The following is a 17843-nucleotide window of genomic DNA, read 5'->3' as shown; positions in this document are numbered from 1 at the left end:
TCGGCGGCGGCCAGCTCAGAGGCCGCGCACCCAGTTGCCGAGCAGGCGGATGCCCGCCTCGCCCGACTTCTCGGGGTGGAACTGCGTGGCGGAGAGGGGGCCGTTCTCGACGGCGGCGATGAACCGCTCGCCGTGCTCGGCCCACGTCACCCGCGGGGGGCGGATGCGCGGGTGCGGGTCGATGTGCCACTCGGTGGCGGCGTAGGTGTGCACGAAGTAGAAGCGCTCGTCGCGCACGCCCTCGAAGAGCACGGAGTCCTCGGGCGCCTCGACCTGCGCCCAGCCCATGTGGGGCAGGATGTCGGCGCGGAGCCTCCGCACGGTGCCCGGCCACTCGTCGAGGCCCGCCGTCGTGCCGCCGCCCTCCTCGCCGCTAGAGAACAGCACCTGCATGCCGACGCAGATGCCGAGCACGGGGCGCGAGCCGGCGAGGCGCCGGCCGATGAGCTCGCCGCCGCGGATCGCCTGGATGCCGGCCATGCAGGCGGCCATCGAGCCGACGCCGGGGACGACGAGGCCGTCGGCCTCCATGACCGCGGTGCGGTCGGCCGTGAGCGTGACGTCGGCGCCGGCCGCCTCGAGGGCCTTCGCCGCCGAGTGCACGTTGCCGAGGCCGTAGTCGAGCAGCGCGACGCGCGGCCGGGCGAGCGGGGAGCGCGTCACAGCGCGCCCTTCGTCGAGGGCACGCCGGTGACGCGCGGGTCGGGCTCGACCGCCACGCGCATCGCGCGGGCGAGCGCCTTGAACTCGGCCTCGGCGATGTGGTGCGGGTCGCGGCCCGCGAGCACCTCGACGTGCGCCGTGATGCGGGCGTTCAGGGTGATCGCCTCGAGCACGTGCCGCACGAGCGAGCCGGTGAAGTGCCCGCCGATGCGGTGCAGCTCGAAGCCCGCGGGCTCGCCGGAGTGCACGAGGAACGGTCGGCCGGAGAGGTCGACGACGGCGCGCGCGAGCGCCTCGTCGAGCGGCACGGTCGCGTCGCCGTAGCGGCGCACCCCGGCCTTGTCGCCCAGGGCCTCGGCGAGCGCGAGGCCGAGCGAGATGGCGGTGTCCTCGACCGTGTGGTGCGCGTCGATGTCGGTGTCGCCGCTCGCCTCGACCTGCAGGTCGATGAGCGAGTGCTTCGCGAAGGCCGTCAGCATGTGGTCGTAGAACGGCACCGTCGTCGAGATCGACGAGGCGCCGGTGCCGTCGAGGTCGAGCGAGAGGCGGATGCTCGACTCGCTCGTCGTGCGCTCGATGGATGCGGTGCGGGCCATGGCCTCGATCCTATTCCGCGCGCAGCGCTGCCATCGCCGACAGCAGCACGGTCGTCTCGGCGGCGGTGCCGGCGGTGATGCGGAGGGTGTGCGGCAGCCCGACGTCGCGCACGAGGATGCCCCGCTCGAGCAGCGCCTCGAACGTCGCCCGCGGATCGTCGATGCCGCCCACCAGCACGAAGTTCGCGTCGGACGGGTAGGGGCGGTAGCCGAGCGCCGTGAGCTCGTCGACGATGCGGTCGCGCTGCGTGCGCAGCTCGTCGACGCGCGAGAGCATCGCGTCGCTGTGGCGCAGTGCCGCCACGGCAGCCGCCTGCGTGAGCGCCGACAGGTGGTAGGGCAGCCGCACCAGCCGCAGCGCGTCGATCACCGCGGGATCGGCGGCGAGGTAGCCCACGCGGATGCCGGCGAAGGCGAAGGCCTTGCTCATCGTGCGCGAGACGAGCAGCCGGGGGTGCCGCTCCAGGAGCGTCAGCGCCGTGCGGCTGCGGTCGTGGGCGAACTCGGCGTAGGCCTCGTCGACCAGCACGATGCCGCGCGCGGCCTCGGCGGCTGCCTCGATCGTCTCGAGGTCGATGGCGGTGCCCGTGGGGTTGTTGGGCGAGCAGAGGAACACCACGTCGGGATCGTGCTCGGCGATCGCCTCGCGCACCGCCTGCGGCGTGAGCGTGAAGTCGTCGGCCCGGGGCACGGGCACCCAGCGCATGCCGACGCCCTGCGCGAGCAGCGGGTACATCGAGTAGGTGGGCGTGAACGACAGCAGAGAGCGCCCCGGGCCGCCGAATGCCTGCAGCACGTGCTGCAGCACCTCGTTGGAGCCGTTGCCTGCCCAGATCTGCGCCGGCTGGAGCCCATGGCCGAGGTAGCCGGCGAAGGCCGCGCGCAGCGCGTCGAACTCGCGGTCGGGGTAGCGGTTGGCGTCGGGCAGGGCGCGGGCGATCTCCTGCACGATGTCGAGCGCCACGGCCTCCGGCACGCGGTACGCGTTCTCGTTCACGTTGAGCCGCACCGGCACGTCGAGCTGCGGCGCGCCGTAGGGCGTCAGGCCGCGCAGGTCTTCGCGGATGGGCAGGTCGTCGAGGCTCGTCACCGAACCAGCCTAGGACCGGCGCGGATGCCGCTCGTGGCTCAGCCGGAGTAGTGTGCGGGGATCGCGAGCCGCTCGCCCGGCTGGATGGCTCCGGCGATGCCGTTCAGCAGCTCGATCTCGGCGACCACGTCGCGCGGGTCGGCCTCAGGCGCGACGGCCTCGGCGATCTGCCACAGCGACTGGCCCGGCATGACGGTGATGTGCTCGAACTGCGCCGTCTCGGCCGTCGACGAGGCGACGGCACCGGCGAGGGCGTCGCCGAGCACGCCGGCGCCGGCGAGCGCGCCTGCGGCGAGCACGGGCGCGGCGACGAGCAGTGCCAGGGCACGGCGGCCGCGGGCGGTCAGGCGCACGCGGGCACCCGGCGTGGTGGTGGTGATCGCAGTCATCGCAGTTCCTCTCGGTGGAGTTCGCGGCCGGTGCTCGGCCGGGAGCACCGGCCGCGAATCTCTGTTTCGAACCTATCTTCGATCCTCCGGATGCGTCAAGCCCTGTCGCGGAGTTTCTCCACGACACACTCGAACATCCGTTTGATCCGGGCGTCCTGTCGGATACGCTTTCGAACCACGAGGAGTCAATCGCGGGCCACTGACACGCGATGCACCTGAGGGAGCGGAGCGGGCATGACGAGGCAGCTGACCGAGAAGCAGCAGGCGATCCTGCAGGTCATCCAGCGGGCGGTGCGCCAGCGCGGCTACCCGCCGAGCTACCGCGAGATCGGCGACGCCGTGGGGCTCTCGTCGCTCTCGAGCGTCACCCACCAGCTCGGCCAGCTCGAGCTCGCGGGCTGCATCCGCCGCGACCCGTCCCGCCCACGCACGATCGAGGTGCTCATCGACGACGAGGTCGACGAGACCGCGGGCAGCATCGACCACGCCGCGTTCGTGCCCCTCGTCGGCCGCATCGCCGCAGGCGTGCCGATCACGGCCGAGCAGCAGGTCGAGGACGTCTTCCCGCTCCCCCGGCAGCTCGTGGGCACCGGCGACCTCTTCATGCTGAAGGTCGTCGGCGACTCCATGATCGACGCCGCGATCTGCGACGGCGACTGGGTGGTCGTGCGCCAGCAGCAGACGGCCGAGAACGGCGACATCGTCGCCGCGATGCTCGACAGCGAGGCGACGGTCAAGGTGTTCCGCCAGCGCGACGGCCACACCTGGCTGCTGCCGCGCAACTCCGCGTTCGAGCCGATCCTCGGCGACGAGGCCGACGTGCTCGGCCGCGTGGTGGCCGTGCTCCGGTCGGTCTGACGGCCCGGGCGGCGCCCGGGCCGCCAGGTCAGGCCCGAAACTCGGCCAGCTGGCCCGCCGCGGCCTCCGTCACCATCGCATCGATGCGCGTGCCCGCCTCGTCGTGCGTCTCGCGCAGCACCTCGAAGCGCTCGTGGAGGTCGGCCACGACATCGCCGCGGTCGTAGGGCACGAGCAGCGACACCGCGACCTGCGGGCGCGGCAGCAGCTCGGCGATCCGCGCGAGCAGCTCGTCGACGCCCTCGCCGGTGCGGGCCGACGCGAAGACCGCGTCGGGCTGCAGGCCGCGCAGCACGAGCCGCTCGTCGGCGGTCACGAGGTCGGCCTTGTTGAAGACGACGATCTCGGGGATCGAGCGCGCGCCCGTCTCGCCCAGCACATCGCGCACCGTCGCGATCTGCGAGGCCGGATCCGGGTGGCTCGCATCGACGACGTGCACGATGACCTCCGACTCCGCGACCTCCTCGAGCGTCGAGCGGAAGGCCTCCACGAGCTGGTGCGGCAGGTTGCGCACGAAGCCCACGGTGTCGGCGATCGTGAACTCCCGGCCATCCGGTGTGCGCGCGCGGCGCACGGTCGCGTCGAGGGTCGCGAACAGCGCGTTCTCGACCAGCACGCCGGCACCGGTGATGCGGTTGAGCAGGCTCGACTTGCCGGCGTTCGTGTAGCCGGCGATCGCCACGCCCGGCACCTCGAACCGGTCGCGGTTCGCGCGCTTCGCCTGCCGCGCCGGTGCGAAGCCCTTGATCTGCTTGCGCAGCCGCGCCATGCGCGAGTGGATGCGACGGCGGTCGAGCTCGATCTTGGTCTCACCGGGGCCGCGGGAGCCCATGCCGGCGCCCTGGCCGCCGACCTGGCCACCGGCCTGGCGCGACATGGACTCGCCCCAGCCGCGCAGGCGCGGCAGCAGGTACTCGAGCTGCGCGAGCTCGACCTGCGCCTTGCCCTCTCGGCTCTTGGCGTGCTGGCTGAAGATGTCGAGGATGACGGCGGTGCGGTCGATGACCTTCACCTTGACGCGGTCCTCGAGCGCGCGCCGCTGGCTGGGCGAGAGCTCGCTGTCGGCGATGACGGTGTCGGCGCCCAGCTCCTTCACGATCGCGGCGAGCTCCTCGGCCTTGCCGCGGCCCACGTACGTGGCGGGATCGGGGTTGGGGCGGCGCTGCAGCATGCCGTCGAGCACGAGCGCGCCTGCGGTCTCGGCGAGCGCCGCGAGCTCCCGGAGGGAGTTCTCGGCGTCCTCCGCCGAGCCCGAGTAGACGCCCACGAGCACGACGTTCTCGAGGCGCAGCTGCCGGTACTCGACCTCGGTGACGTCCTCGAGCTCGGTGCGGAGGCCGTCGACGCGGCGGAGCGCCGCGCGCTCGTCGCGGTCGAGCTGGTCGCCGTCGGGGTCGACCGCGTCGTCGCCCTCCTGGAGCGCCTGCGCGCGCGCGGCGAGCAGCTCGCGCTCGCCGGGGGCCGCCCAGGCCAGGATGCGCTCCGTCGCGCGCCCGTGACCCTCGGCCTCGGCGGGGCCGGGCTGGGTGGGGTCTGCCTCGTTCGGTGCTGCCATGCTTCGTCCTTCGCTACTGTCGTGTCCGTGCCGGACCACTACTTCTCACCCGATCCCGTCGCGCCCGAGGCGGTCCGGACCATCCGGGTCCCGCTCGTCGGTCGCGAGCGGGAGATGGTCACGGCGACCGGTGTCTTCTCCGGCGACCGCCTCGACGTCGGCACGGCGGTGCTGCTGGATGCCGTGCCCGCGCCGCCCGAGACCGGTGAGCTGCTGGATCTCGGCTGCGGCTGGGGGCCGATCGCGGCGACGCTCGCGCTCCGCTCCCCCGCCGCCCGCGTGTGGGCGGTCGACGTCAACGCCCGAGCGCTCTCGCTCGTGGAGCGGAATGCCGAGCTGCTCAGCATATCGAACATCACCCCCGCGCTCCCCGAGCGCGTGCCCGCCGACGTGCGCTTCGACGCCATCTGGTCGAACCCGCCCATCCGCATCGGGAAGCCGCAGCTCCACGCGCTGTTCGAGACCTGGATCCCGCGGCTCGCGCCGGGGGCGACCGCGTGGCTCGTGGTGCAGAAGCACCTCGGCGCCGACTCGCTGCTGCGCTGGCTGGCCGAGCGCTTCGCCGGGTACGAGGTGGAGCGCGCGGACTCGCGGAAGACGTATCGCATCATCGCCGTCACGGCACCGGACTGAGCGTCTCTCCTCGGAAGACGATCTCCGCCGGACCGGTGAGCCACACGTGGCCGCGGTCGTCGAGCTCGACCTCGAGCCTGCCGCCCGGCACGTCGACGATCCACCGGTCGGCAGCATCCCCCGACCAGTGCCGCGTCGCCATGGCGGCCGCGACGGCGCCGGTACCGCACGAGAGCGTCTCGCCGACCCCGCGCTCGTGCACCCGCATGCGGATCGAGCCCACGCCGTCGGCGATCGTGCCCGGCACGACGAACTCGACGTTCGCGCCGTCCTCCGCCGCCGGCTCGAGCGCCGGCGCGCGGTGCAGGTCGAGGCCCGCGAGCTCCTCCTCGCTCGCGAGGGCGACGACGACGTGCGGGTTGCCGGTCGAGACGTCCTGGCCCGGGCGGGGCACGTCGAGGCCGGCGGATGCGACGAGTCGGGTGCCGCCGAGCTCGAACGGCCCGAGGTCGGCCGAGAGCAGGCCGCCGCGCCGCACGACGCGCTTGAGGCCCGCCCGCGTCGCCACGTCGAGCGCGCCGCCCTCCGGCAGCTCGGCGAGCCCGGACTCGAGCAGGAAGCGCACGAAGACGCGCACGCCGTTGCCGCACATCTCGCTCAGGCTGCCGTCGGCGTTCCAGTAGTCCATCGCCCACGTGCCGTCCGGCAGCGCGTCGAGCACCGCGTCGCCGGTCGCGCCCGCGGGCACCGCGCGGATCACGCCGTCGCCGCCGACGCCGAAGCGGCGGTCGGCCAGCTCGCGCACGCGTGCCGCGCTGAGGGGATGCGCGCCCTCGGGATCGGCCACGAGCACGAAGTCGTTGCCGGTGCCGTGGCCCTTGGAGAACGGGCCGCTCGCGCGCTGCGTCATGCCTCCAGGCTAGCGACCGCGCGCGCGGCGAGCGCTGCCGGGTCGGCGGGCGGCGCCGCCGGGTAGCGCTGGAACCACGAGACCTGCCGCCGCGCGTACCGACGGGTGAGCGCCTGGGTGCGCGCGATGGCCTCGGCCTCGTCGATCGCGCCGTCGAGCTGGTCGAGCGCCTGGCGGTAGCCGATGGCCTGCTGCGCGGTCGTGCCGCGCTCGATGCCGGCCGCGCGCAGCGCCCGCGCCTCCTCGACGATGCCGAGCCGCCACATCCGCTCCACCCGCTCGTCGAGCCGCGCGACGAGCCGATCGCGCTCGACGCGCACGTGCTGGATGATCGTCGGCCGCAGCAGCGACTCCTCGGGCGGCAGCCCCACCCGGAACGGCTCGCCGGTGAGCGTCACCGCCTCGAGCGCGCGCACGAGGCGCCTGCCGTTGTGCGGCCCGATGGCGTCGGCGGCCGCCCGGTCGACGGCGGCGAGCCGCTCGTGCATGGCGGTCGGGCCCCGCTCGGCGAGCTCGGCCTCGAGCTCGGCGCGGAGCGTCGCATCGGTCGCCGGGAAGGCGAACTCGTACAGGGCGCTCGAGGCGTAGAGGCCGCTCCCGCCCACGAGCACCGGCACCGCCCCCCGGGCCTCGATGCCGGCGATCGCCGCCAGGGCCGCCTCGCGGTAGGCCGCGACGGCGGCGTCCTCCCACGGCTCGAGCACGTCGATCAGGTGGTGCGGGTGCCCCCGCCGCTCGTGGGCGCTCGCCTTCGCCGTGCCGATGTCCATGCCGCGGTACAGCTGCATCGCGTCGCAGTTCACGAGCTCGCAGCGCGCGCCGAGCGCGACCACCGCGTCCGCGATGTCGAGCGACAGCGCCGTCTTGCCGGTGCCGGTGGCGCCGACGACGGCGATGAGGGTCACGTGCCGACGCGCAGCGTGGGCAGGCCGAGCAGGACCGGGCCGGCGGCGCCCGCGGCGGCGGATGCGCCGGTGGGCGCGGGCACGCCGCACGAGTCGGCCTGCGCGCGGTCCCAGGCGTCGCCGGCGCGCGTGCGGCGGAGCGCGAGCGGTCCGCCATCGGCGATGAGGTGGAACGGCGCCGCCTCGGTGATCTCGACGGTGACGACGTCGCCGGGCCGCGGCTGCTCGCCGTCCGGCGCCGGAGCGAAGTGCACGAGGCGGTTGTCCTCGGCGCGCCCGCTCAGCCGGTGGGTCTGCGCATCCTTCTTGCCCTCGCCGACCGAGACGAGCACCTCGGCCGTGCGGCCGACCTGCGCGCGGTTCTCCTCGTGCGCGATGCGGTCCTGCAGCTCGACGAGGCGCTCGAAGCGCTCCTGCACGACCGCCTTCGGCACCTGGTCGGGCATGGTGGCGGCCGGGGTGCCGGGGCGGATGGAGTACTGGAAGGTGAACGCGGAGGCGAAGCGCGACGCCTCGACCACCCGCATCGTCTCGGCGAAGTCCTCCTCGGTCTCGCCCGGGAAGCCCACGATGATGTCGGTCGTGATCGCCGCGTGGGGGATGCGCTCGCGCACCCGGTCGAGGATGCCGAGGAACTTCGAGGAGCGGTAGGAGCGGCGCATCGCGCGCAGCACGCGGTCGGACCCCGACTGCAGCGGCATGTGCAGCTGGGGCATGACCGCGTCGGTCTCGGCCATCGCGTCGATGACGTCGTCGGTGAACGCCGCGGGGTGCGGGCTCGTGAAGCGGATGCGCTCGAGCCCGTCGATCGCGCCCGCGGCGCGCAGGAGCTTGCCGAAGGCCAGCCGGTCGCCGAACTCGACGCCGTAGGAGTTGACGTTCTGGCCCAGCAGCGTCACCTCGATCGCGCCGTCGTCGACGAGCGCCTGCACCTCGGCGAGGATCTCGCCGGGCCGCCGGTCGCGCTCCTTGCCGCGCAGCGACGGCACGATGCAGAACGTGCAGGTGTTGTTGCAGCCGACCGAGATCGAGACCCAGCCGGCGTACGTCGACTCGCGCTTCGTCGGCAGCGTCGACGGGAAGACCTCCAGGGCCTCGAGGATCTCGACCTCGGCGTCGCCGTTGTGGCGGCTGCGCTCGAGCAGCGTCGGCAGCGACCCGATGTTGTGGGTGCCGAAGACGACGTCGACCCAGGGGGCGCGCTCGACGATCGTCGCGCGGTCCTTCTGCGCGAGGCAGCCGCCGACGGCGATCTGGAACCCGGGCCGCTCGCGCTTCGTCTTGGCCAGGTGGCCCAGGTGGCCGTAGAGCTTCTGGTCGGCGTTCTCGCGCACCGCGCACGTGTTGATCACGATGACGTCGGGGGCGCCGTCGACGGCGGCGGCGTAGCCGGCCTCCTCGAGCGAGCCCCGCAGCCGCTCGGAGTCGTGCACGTTCATCTGGCAGCCGAACGTCTTCACCTCGTAGGTGCGCTGCGGGGCGATCGCGGACATGCCCTCAGCGTACCGAGCGCGCGAGCGGGGCGGACCGCGTGGCCCGCCCCGCTCGTGCTGCCGCGGCCGACTCCCGCCGGCGCGGCGATCAGCCCTGGGTCAGGGTGACGTCGTAGCCGCTGTCGCCGTTGCCGTCGACGCCGGTGAGCTCCATCGTCTCGAGCTGCGCGGTGCCGGTGTACGTGAGGCTCTGGATGTTCTCGATGCCGCCGATGAAGATCGTGATCTGGTCGCCCGCGACCTCCCACGTGTCGCCGGCCTCGTCCCAGTTCTGCCCGTTCCAGTCGTTGAGCAGCACCGTGCCGTCGCCCTCGAGCACGAGATCCATCGTGTTGCCCGCGGCGTCCTCGCCCGACCAGGCGGTGTCGGCGAGGTCGACCGAGGCCGAGCCGGTGTCGCCGCCGTCGCCGGAGGGCGCGGGAGCCTGCGTCTCGGTCGTGGTGCCGCCGCCCATCGGGGGCAGCTGGAAGCAGCCCGTGAGGGCGAGGAGGGAGGCGGCCGCGATGGCCGGGACGGCGAGGATCCTGGTGCTCTTCATGGCTCGAATCTAGCCCTCTCCCAGGAACCGAGACTGGATGCGTCCTGGAGGTCTCCCGGACGCACTGCGGTCACCGGAAGCGCGGGCCCTTCGGCCGCGTGCGCTCGATCGCGACGCGCACGGCGGAGCCTCCGAAGCCCCGCCGCTGCAGCCACCCGGCGAGGCGGCGCTCGGCGGTCTCGTCGTCGAGCGAGCCCATGCGCCGCCGTCGCTCGCCGGCGGCGTCGATCGCCCGCTGCAGCTCGTCGTCGCGATCGGGGTCGTCGAGCACCGCGGGGTCGAGGCCGCGCCGGCGGAGCTCGGCCGAGACGCCGCGCTCGCCCAGCTGCTTGCGCTCGCGCAGGCGGTCGGCGAGGTCGCGAGCCAGCTGCGCGTCGTCGACGAGTCCCTCGGCGGCGAGCCGATCGAGCACGCTCGCGCGCACCTCGGGCTCGACGTCGCGGCGCTCGAGGGTGCGATCGAGCTCCTGCCGGCTGGCGGCCCTGCGCCCGAGCGCCCGCAGCGCGATGGAGCGCGCCGACTCCTCGTCGACGCGCTCCACCGGGGCCGCGTCGCCCGGCTCAGCCGCCTCCTCGGGCTCGTCGCGCTGGGCGACCCAGGCGGAGAGCTCGGTGATGGCGGCGAGCCGGTCGCGATCGCTCACGCGCCCTGGCGCTCCTGGCGGCGGGCGTCGAGCGACTCGACGCTGCCCTTGGCGTCGGCCGCGGCGGCCCTGCCCGCGCCGATGCCGAGCTTGGTCAGGATCTGGCGCTCGATGTCGGCCGCGATGTCGGGGTTGTCGATGAGGAACTGCCGGGCCTTCTCCTTGCCCTGCCCCAGCTGGTCGCCGTCGTACGTGAACCAGGCGCCCGACTTGCGGACGATGCCGTGCTCGACGCCGAAGTCGATGAGGCTGCCCTCGCGGGAGATGCCGACGCCGTAGAGGATGTCGAACTCGGCCTGCTTGAAGGGCGGCGCCATCTTGTTCTTGACGACCTTGACGCGCGTGCGGTTGCCGACCGCGTCGGAGCCGTCCTTCAGCGTCTCGATGCGGCGGATGTCGAGCCGCACGGACGCGTAGAACTTCAGCGCCTTGCCGCCCGCGGTGGTCTCGGGGCTACCGAAGAACACGCCGATCTTCTCGCGCAGCTGGTTGATGAAGATCATCGTCGTCTGCGTCTGGTTGAGGCCGCCGGTCAGCTTGCGGAGCGCCTGCGACATGAGGCGGGCCTGCAGGCCGACGTGGCTGTCGCCCATCTCGCCCTCGATCTCGGCGCGCGGCACCAGCGCCGCGACGGAGTCGATGACGATCAGGTCGATCGAGCCCGAGCGGATCAGCATGTCGGCGATCTCGAGCGCCTGCTCGCCCGTGTCGGGCTGGGAGACGAGGAGCGCGTCGATGTCGACGCCGAGCTTCTTGGCGTACTCGGGGTCGAGCGCGTGCTCGGCGTCGATGAAGGCGGCGATGCCGCCGTTGCGCTGGGCGTTGGCGATCGCGTGCAGCGTCAGCGTGGTCTTGCCCGAGGACTCCGGGCCGTAGATCTCGATGATGCGGCCGCGCGGGAGCCCGCCGATGCCGAGTGCGACGTCGAGGGCGATCGAGCCGGTGGGGATGGTGTCGACCGGTGCGCGCTCCTCGCTGCCGAGGCGCATCACCGACCCCTTGCCGAACTGACGGTCGATCTGCGCGAGCGCCGCCTCGAGCGACTTGTCGCGGTCTGCGGGTGTGGGCATTGCCGGCCTTTCCGTTGGTGGTGCGCTCACGCTACGTCCGGCCGCTGACATGCGTGCGGCTCGGGTCGTCACCTGTGGATGACGGCCCCGACGAGCACCTCGAGCCTACGCCCGGATCGAACGAGTCTTCGAACGTCGCGTCGGCGTGTCGCGCGCCGCCCTCAGCGCTGGGGCTCGCGCATCCCCCGCCCGTGCCGGCGGCTCGCCGGGACGTCCTTCGCGTCGCACAGCGCGCGCCAGACGTCCCGCGCGGGGACGCCGGCGGCCAGTGCCTCGGCGCCGGTGCGGCCGCCGAGGCTCCCGAGCGTCGTGTCGGTCATCAGCACGGCGCCCAGGGCGCCGAACTCCTCCTCGATCGCGATCTGCAGCTCGCTCGTCCGCATCCGCGGGCCCTCAGCGCACGGCCGAGTCGAACTCCGCCACGAGCTCGTCGGGCAGGGTGTCGGGCACGGTCGAGCCGAGCGGCTCGAGCTCGCTGTAGCCGAGGCCCTCGAGCACCGCCAGGCGGTCGCCCACCTGGTGCAGGATGCTCGACAGCGGCACCTCGAGCGCGTCGGCGACCGACGCGAGGATCTCGCTGGAGGCCTCCTTCTGGCCGCGCTCGACCTCGCTGAGGTAGCCGAGGGCGACCGAGGCGCGCGAGGCGACCTGGCGGAGCGTCCTGCCCTGTCGCAGGCGCACGTCGCGCAGCACGTCGCCGATCTCCTGTCGTACCAGCACCATGGTCTCCCCCTTCACCGTGGTCGGATGCATCAGCCTAGTGGCAGCGATCCCGCCGCCTGCTGAAGCCCTCACGACCTGGACAACGCCAGTGTCACACCGGGCATTCCGCGGCGGGCACTGCTCACTGTGTGGATTCGCTGTGCATCCGGAGGTCGGTGCGCTCGAGCGCAGCGTCGAGGTGCGCGAGGGCCGCCTCGAGCGCGGCGCGCCGCACCTCCTCGCGATCGCCGTGCACGACGTGCGACGACGACTCGGCCACGAGCCCGCCCACGGTGTCGAGCTCGATGCCGATGTGGAACTCCCCCGGCGCGTGGTCGTCCTGGGCCGCGGGGCCCGCGACCCCAGTGGTCGCCACGCCGATCGTGCAGGCGCCGCGATCGATCGCCGCCAGCTGCCGCACGCCGCGCGCCATCCAGATCGCCACCTCGGGATCGACCGGCCCGCGCTCCTGCAGCAGTCGCGCCGGCACCCGCAGCACCTGCCGCTTCATCTCGGTCGCGTACGCCACGACGCCGAGGCGCAGCACCGACGACGCGCCCGGCGTGCGCACGAGCGTCTCGGCGACGAGGCCGCCCGTGAGCGACTCGGCGACCGCGACGGTCACGCCCCTCGCCGCCGCCCTGGCGACGATCCTCGCTGCGACCGCCTCCGCATCCATCACCGGCTCCTCACCGCGTGCACGACGAACTCCACCCCGGAGTAGATGGTGAGCGCGACCGCGACCGTCATCGTGACGACGCACACCCAGACCGCCCAGTCGCCGAGCCACGCCTGCAGCGGCAGGAGCGCGAGCGGCAGCGCGATCGCCTGCGCCATGGTCTTGGCCTTGCCCGCCCAGTCGGCGGCGATCACGACGTCGCTCGCGACCACGAGCCGGTAGGCGGTGATGCCCCACTCGCGCAGCAGCACGACCGCGGTGATCCACCACGGCAGCTCGCCGAGGATCGACAGCACCACGAAGGCGCTGCCGGTGATCGCCTTGTCGGCGATCGGGTCGATGAGCTTGCCGAAGTCGGTCACGAGCCCGCGGCCGCGCGCGATCTGCCCGTCGACGAAGTCGGTGGCGATGAGCACCGCGAACAGCAGCGCGCCCATCGTGCGCGCGAGGCCGGGCTCTGGGTTGGTGAGCGCAACGGCGATGAACACCGGGGTGAGCAGGATGCGCACGACCGAGATGATGTTCGGCACGCTGGCGACGCTCGCAGGCTCGTCGCCGCGGCGCCAGACGCGACCGCGCCACGGGCTCAGGATCCCCATGGAGGCAGGCTAACGCGTCAGTCGCGGCCCGTGAGCGACCACGCGTCGTCGTCGCCGCCCTCGGCCTCGACGACCTCGAGCCCGTCGCGATTCGCCTCGTCGAAGGGGTCGGCGTACCGGTCGTCGGTCTCGACCCACGCGCCCTCGTCGTCGTCGGATGCGTCGGCGGGCTCGGGCGCGGCAGGCGCGGCGGCCGCGACGGGCGGCGCGGCGGGTGCGGCCGGCGCGGCGGCCGGCGCCGGGCCCTCCCCGCGCAGCGAGGCGAGCACGGCGGCCAGGCCGTCCGGCGGCACGAGCACGTCGCGCGCCTTCGAGCCCTCGGACGGGCCGACGATCTCGCGGGACTCGAGCAGGTCCATGAGGCGACCGGCCTTCGCGAAGCCGACCCGCAGCTTGCGCTGCAGCATCGAGGTGGAGCCGAACTGCGTCGACACGACGAGCTCGGCGGCCGCGCAGAGATCCTCGAGGTCGTCGCCGATGTCGCTGTCGATCTCGCGCTTCTCGGCCACCTCGGCGACGTCGTCGCGGTACTCGGGCTGCGCCTGCCCGGTGACGTGCTGCACGACGCGCTGGATCTCGGCCTCGTCGACCCACGCGCCCTGCACGCGCATCGCCTTGTTCGCGCCCATGGGCAGGAACAGCCCGTCGCCCTGACCGATGAGCTTGTCGGCGCCCGGCTGGTCGAGGATCACGCGCGAGTCGGTCACCGAGGAGACCGCGAACGCGAAGCGCGAGGGCACGTTGGCCTTGATGAGGCCGGTCACCACGTCGACGGAGGGGCGCTGCGTCGCGAGCACGAGGTGGATGCCGGCCGCGCGCGCGAGCTGCGTGATGCGCACGATGGAGTCCTCGACGTCGCGCGGCGCCACCATCATGAGGTCGGCGAGCTCGTCGACGACGACCAGCAGGTACGGGTAGGGCTTGAGCGTGCGCTGGCTGCCGGCGGGCAGCACGATCTCGTCGGCGCGCACCGCCTTGTTGAAGTCGTCGATGTGCTTGTAGCCGAACGACGCGAGGTCGTCGTACCGCATGTCCATCTCCTTCACGACCCACTGCAGCGCCTCGGCGGCCTTCTTGGGGTTCGTGATGATGGGCGTGATGAGGTGCGGCACGCCCTGGTAGGCGGTGAGCTCGACGCGCTTCGGGTCGACGAGCACCATCCGCACGTCGGCCGGGCTCGCCCGCATCAGCAGGCTCGTGATCATCGAGTTGACGAACGACGACTTGCCGGAGCCGGTGGAGCCTGCCACGAGCAGGTGCGGCATCTTCGCGAGGTTCGCGACGACGTAGCCGCCCTCGACGTCCTTGCCGATGCCGATCGTCATCGGGTGCTTCGAGTCGGCGGCCGCGCGCGAGCGCAGCACGTCGCCGAGCTTGACGGTCTCGCGGTCGGGGTTCGGGATCTCGATGCCGATCGCCGACTTGCCCGGGATGGGCGAGAGGATGCGCACCTCGTTCGAGGCGACGGCGTACGAGAGGTTCTTCGACAGGGCGGTGACGCGCTCCACCTTGACGCCCGGCGCGACCTCGATCTCGTAGCGGGTGACGGTCGGGCCGCGCGAGAAGCCGGTGACCTTCGCGTCGACGTTGAACGAGCCGAGCACCTGCGTGATCGCGGCGACGATGTCGTCGTTGGCCTGCGACCGCGCGCGGGGCGGGTCGCCCTGGCCGAGCGACGCGATCGACGGGAGCCGGTAGGGGCGCTCGCGCGCGGGGGCGGGGGCCGCGGCGGGCGGCGCCGCCGGCGCCTCGGCGACCTCGCCGGTGTGGCGGCGCATCGCCTCCTCCGCCTGCTCGAGCGAGGCGAGCACGGCGGTCGCGTAGTCGTCGTGCTCGTCGGGCGCCGGGGTCGCCGCGGGCAGCGGCTCGGGCGTCGCCGCCGGCACCTCGTCGACGCGGGTGGTCGGCTGGTCGCGGTCGATGAGCACGGGCGTGTCGTAGGCCGGGTCGACCTCGCGCCCGGTGGCGTTGCGGCGCCAGAACGGCAGCGCGTCGGGATCGTCGTCGACCGGCTCGTCGTCGGCGGCGTCGGCCGCCTCGGCGCGGGCGAGCTCCTTCGCCTCCTTGCGCGCGCGGCGGGCCTCCTCGCGCTCCTCGGCGCTCGCGGTCTCGACGCCGAAGAGGTAGCCGTAGAGCTCGACGAGGCGCTCGGGGATGCGGTTGGGCGCCGTGCGGGTGATGACGAGCACGGCGAGCAGGGCCACGAGGCCGCAGACGATGCCCGCGCCGATCGGGGTCAGCAGCGCGGCGAGCGGCGCTGAGGCGACCCAGCCGAGGATGCCGCCCGCGTCGGCGAGCGCCGGCATGCCCTGCGACGCATCCGGCATGCCCAGCACCACGTGGCACAGGCCCGCCACCGAGATCAGCAGCAGGGCGAGGCCCACGCCGACGCGGCCGTTGTCGCTGACGGAGGCCGGGTGGCGGAACATCCACAGCGCGAGCAGCACGAAGACGACGGGCAGCGCGATCGCGACCTGGCCGAAGAGCCCGCCCCACGTGTAGGCCGAGATCGCCTGGGCGACCGGGTTCGCGGGCAGGATCCACTCGACCACGGCGCCGAGCACGGCGAGGATCGTGAGGAGGAAGGGCACGCCGTCGCGGCGCTCCTCCTTGGCGAGCGACTCGCGGCCGAACACGCGTGCGGCGGCGCCGGTCGCGTGCGCGAGCCCCATCCAGGCGCGCTGCCCGACGCCGGGGCCGGTCTCCTCGAACGTCGGCTGCACCGTCGTCGCGCGCGTCTGGCGCTGCGTCTTGGCGGTGCTCGCGGTCGACTTCCCCTTGGGCTGCGGGCGCGTCGGCTTGGTGCTCGTGGACATGCGCACACCCTAGATCGAGGCGGCGACAGGGACGGGGAGGCGCTCCGCGCCTCCCCGATCCCGCGGTCTACGCCTCGATGACGACGGGGATGATCATCGGGCGGCGACGGATGCGCGTGCCGACCCAGCGGCCGACCGTGCGGCGCACGACCTGCTGGTACTGGTGCTGGTCGCGCACGCCCTGCTCGCCGGCCTCGGCGAGCGCCTTGATGATCTTGGGGCGGATGTCGTCGAAGACCTTGTCGTCCTCGGCGAAGCCGCGCGCGTGGATCTCGGGCCCGACGATGACCTTGCCCGTCTGCGGCTCGAGCGCGATGAAGATCGAGATGAAGCCCTCCTCCGCGAGGATGCGGCGGTCCTTCAGGTCGGCCTCGTCGATGCGGCCGACGGAGGAGCCGTCGACGTAGACGAAGCCGATCTCGAGCTGTCCGGCGACGCGGATCTCGTGGTCCTTGAGGTCCCAGACGGTGCCGTTCTCGCCGACCATCGCGCGCTCGCGCGGCACGCCGGTGTCGATCGCGAGCTGCGCGGCCGCGTGCAGGTGGCGGTACTCGCCGTGCACGGGGATGACGTTGCGCGGGCCGAGGATGTTGTAGCAGTACAGCAGCTCGCCGGCGGAGGCGTGGCCCGAGACGTGGACCTTCGCCGAGCCCTTGTGCACGACCTTCGCGCCGAGCTGCATGAGGCCGTTGATGATGCGGAAGACGGCGTTCTCGTTGCCGGGGATGAGGCTCGAGGCGAGGATGACGGTGTCGTCCTCCCCCACCTCGATGCGGTGCTCGCCGTTGACGATGCGGCTGAGGACCGCCATCGGCTCGCCCTGCGAGCCGGTCGACATGAAGACGACCTGCTCGCGCGGCATCCCCTCGGCCTTCTTCTGGTCGACGACGATGCCGTCCGGCACCTTCAGGTAGCCCAGGTCGGCGGCGATGCCCATGTTGCGCACCATCGAGCGGCCGACGAACGCGACCTTGCGGCCGTTCTCGGCGGCGGCGTCGAGCACCTGCTGCACGCGGTGCACGTGGCTCGAGAACGACGCGACGACGACGAGACCGGTCGTCTTCGCGATGACCTGCGAGATGACGGGGCCGATCTCGCGCTCGGGAGCCGTGAACCCGGGGACGTCGGCGTTCGTGGAGTCGACCAGGAACGCATCCACCCCCTCCTCGCCGAGGCGCGCGAAGGCGCGCAGGTCGGTGATGCGGTCGTCGAGCGGCAGCTGGTCCATCTTGAAGTCGCCCGTGTGGAGCACGAGGCCCGCGCGGGTGCGGATCGCGACCGCGAGGGCGTCGGGGATGGAGTGGTTGACCGCGATGAACTCGGTCTCGAACGGGCCGAGCTGCTCCTTCTCGCCCTCGCGCACCGTGTGCGTGTAGGGCTTGATGCGGTGCTCCTTGAGCTTCGCCTCGACGAGCGCGAGCGTGAGCTGCGAGCCGAGCAGGGGGATGTCGGCCTTGAGGCGCAGGAGGTACGGCACGGCGCCGATGTGGTCCTCGTGGCCATGCGTGAGCACGAGGCCGACCACGTCGTCGAGGCGGTCGCGGATGGGGCCGAAGTCGGGCAGGATCAGGTCGACGCCGGGCTGGTGCTCCTCGGGGAAGAGCACGCCGCAGTCGACGATGAGCAGCTTGCCGTCGAGCTCGTAGACCGTCATGTTGCGGCCGACCTCGCCGAGGCCGCCGAGCGGGAAGATGCGGAGCGTGCCTGCCTCGAGCGGGGCGGGCTGGGTGATGGCCGTCAATGGGCCTCCTTCATGTGGGGCTC

19 protein-coding genes are annotated in these 17843 nt (G+C 73.0%); 2 read left to right on the top strand and 17 right to left on the bottom strand.

Annotated elements, in window-relative coordinates; translation table 11 throughout:
* Positions 1 to 15 precede the first annotated feature (15 nt).
* Genes hisH through MU522_RS09270 form a run of 4 tightly spaced genes read right to left on the bottom strand, consistent with a single transcriptional unit; the run spans position 16 to position 2738 of the window.
* On the bottom strand, positions 16 to 663 hold the full coding sequence (hisH, locus tag MU522_RS09285; RefSeq protein ID WP_246990728.1) for an imidazole glycerol phosphate synthase subunit HisH: 648 nt from the start codon (positions 661 to 663) through the stop codon (positions 16 to 18).
* Positions 660 to 1268 (bottom strand): imidazoleglycerol-phosphate dehydratase HisB, encoded by a 609-nt coding sequence (gene hisB, locus MU522_RS09280; RefSeq protein WP_192575789.1) that lies wholly within the window; start codon positions 1266 to 1268, stop codon positions 660 to 662. Before hisB ends, hisH begins: the two co-directional genes overlap by 4 nt.
* A gap of 1 nt (position 1269) precedes the next feature.
* Entirely contained in the window at positions 1270 to 2349 is a 1080-nt protein-coding gene (locus MU522_RS09275; RefSeq protein WP_246990727.1) for a histidinol-phosphate transaminase, read from the bottom strand.
* Between the two features lie 38 nt (positions 2350 to 2387).
* The gene (locus MU522_RS09270; protein WP_128189551.1) at positions 2388 to 2738 is read right to left on the bottom strand and encodes a hypothetical protein; all 351 of its coding nucleotides are present in this window, start codon (positions 2736 to 2738) and stop codon (positions 2388 to 2390) included.
* 234 nt (positions 2739 to 2972) lie between these two features.
* Between MU522_RS09270 and lexA the strand changes: the two genes are divergently transcribed.
* Positions 2973 to 3596 carry a transcriptional repressor LexA gene (gene lexA, locus MU522_RS09265; RefSeq protein WP_246990726.1) on the top strand — a complete coding sequence of 208 codons (624 nt, stop codon included), beginning with the start codon at positions 2973 to 2975 and terminating at the stop codon, positions 3594 to 3596.
* Positions 3597 to 3624: 28 nt separating this feature from the next.
* Here the strand turns inward: lexA and hflX are convergent, their stop codons facing one another.
* Complete coding sequence (hflX, locus tag MU522_RS09260) at positions 3625 to 5151, bottom strand: GTPase HflX (RefSeq protein WP_146354296.1); 1527 nt, start codon at positions 5149 to 5151, stop codon at positions 3625 to 3627.
* Positions 5152 to 5178: 27 nt separating this feature from the next.
* Between hflX and MU522_RS09255 the strand changes: the two genes are divergently transcribed.
* Positions 5179 to 5784 (top strand): methyltransferase, encoded by a 606-nt coding sequence (locus MU522_RS09255; RefSeq protein ID WP_246993504.1) that lies wholly within the window; start codon positions 5179 to 5181, stop codon positions 5782 to 5784.
* Here the strand turns inward: MU522_RS09255 and dapF are convergent.
* The 12 genes from dapF to MU522_RS09195 form a co-directional block, all read right to left on the bottom strand.
* On the bottom strand, positions 5768 to 6634 hold the full coding sequence (gene dapF, locus MU522_RS09250; RefSeq protein ID WP_246990725.1) for a diaminopimelate epimerase: 867 nt from the start codon (positions 6632 to 6634) through the stop codon (positions 5768 to 5770). The genes MU522_RS09255 and dapF overlap by 17 nt on opposite strands.
* A complete protein-coding gene (gene miaA, locus MU522_RS09245) occupies positions 6631 to 7539 on the bottom strand; it encodes a tRNA (adenosine(37)-N6)-dimethylallyltransferase MiaA (RefSeq protein WP_246990724.1) in 909 nt (302 codons plus the stop codon). Before miaA ends, dapF begins: the two co-directional genes overlap by 4 nt.
* Entirely contained in the window at positions 7536 to 9032 is a 1497-nt protein-coding gene (miaB, locus tag MU522_RS09240; RefSeq protein WP_128189556.1) for a tRNA (N6-isopentenyl adenosine(37)-C2)-methylthiotransferase MiaB, read from the bottom strand. Before miaB ends, miaA begins: the two co-directional genes overlap by 4 nt.
* A gap of 88 nt (positions 9033 to 9120) precedes the next feature.
* A complete protein-coding gene (locus tag MU522_RS09235; protein ID WP_128189557.1) occupies positions 9121 to 9570 on the bottom strand; it encodes a hypothetical protein in 450 nt (149 codons plus the stop codon).
* Between the two features lie 70 nt (positions 9571 to 9640).
* On the bottom strand, positions 9641 to 10213 hold the full coding sequence (locus MU522_RS09230) for a regulatory protein RecX (RefSeq protein ID WP_128189558.1): 573 nt from the start codon (positions 10211 to 10213) through the stop codon (positions 9641 to 9643).
* On the bottom strand, positions 10210 to 11283 hold the full coding sequence (gene recA / locus MU522_RS09225; protein ID WP_128189559.1) for a recombinase RecA: 1074 nt from the start codon (positions 11281 to 11283) through the stop codon (positions 10210 to 10212). The genes MU522_RS09230 and recA overlap by 4 nt, the downstream gene beginning before the upstream one ends.
* Positions 11284 to 11444: 161 nt before the next feature.
* Positions 11445 to 11666, bottom strand: a complete 222-nt coding sequence (locus MU522_RS09220; RefSeq protein WP_128189560.1) for a DUF3046 domain-containing protein — start codon at positions 11664 to 11666, stop codon at positions 11445 to 11447.
* A 10-nt stretch (positions 11667 to 11676) separates the two neighbouring features.
* The gene (locus MU522_RS09215) at positions 11677 to 12006 is read right to left on the bottom strand and encodes a helix-turn-helix transcriptional regulator (RefSeq protein WP_128189574.1); all 330 of its coding nucleotides are present in this window, start codon (positions 12004 to 12006) and stop codon (positions 11677 to 11679) included.
* A gap of 121 nt (positions 12007 to 12127) precedes the next feature.
* Positions 12128 to 12664: a CinA family protein gene (locus MU522_RS09210; RefSeq protein ID WP_246990723.1), complete on the bottom strand. Its 537-nt coding sequence runs from the start codon at positions 12662 to 12664 to the stop codon at positions 12128 to 12130.
* Entirely contained in the window at positions 12664 to 13263 is a 600-nt protein-coding gene (pgsA, locus tag MU522_RS09205; RefSeq protein WP_128189562.1) for a CDP-diacylglycerol--glycerol-3-phosphate 3-phosphatidyltransferase, read from the bottom strand. Before pgsA ends, MU522_RS09210 begins: the two co-directional genes overlap by 1 nt.
* Before the next feature lie 17 nt (positions 13264 to 13280).
* Positions 13281 to 16079 (bottom strand): DNA translocase FtsK, encoded by a 2799-nt coding sequence (locus MU522_RS09200; protein WP_246990722.1) that lies wholly within the window; start codon positions 16077 to 16079, stop codon positions 13281 to 13283.
* A 67-nt stretch (positions 16080 to 16146) separates the two neighbouring features.
* Positions 16147 to 17820: a ribonuclease J gene (locus MU522_RS09195; protein WP_281439990.1), complete on the bottom strand. Its 1674-nt coding sequence runs from the start codon at positions 17818 to 17820 to the stop codon at positions 16147 to 16149.
* Positions 17821 to 17843 lie beyond the last annotated feature (23 nt).

The organism is Agrococcus sp. SCSIO52902 (assembly GCF_022983135.1).
GTDB lineage: Bacteria > Actinomycetota > Actinomycetes > Actinomycetales > Microbacteriaceae > Agrococcus > Agrococcus sediminis.
The sequence above is the reverse complement of the archived record's forward strand: the minus strand, read 5'-3'. Positions and strand labels throughout refer to the sequence as shown.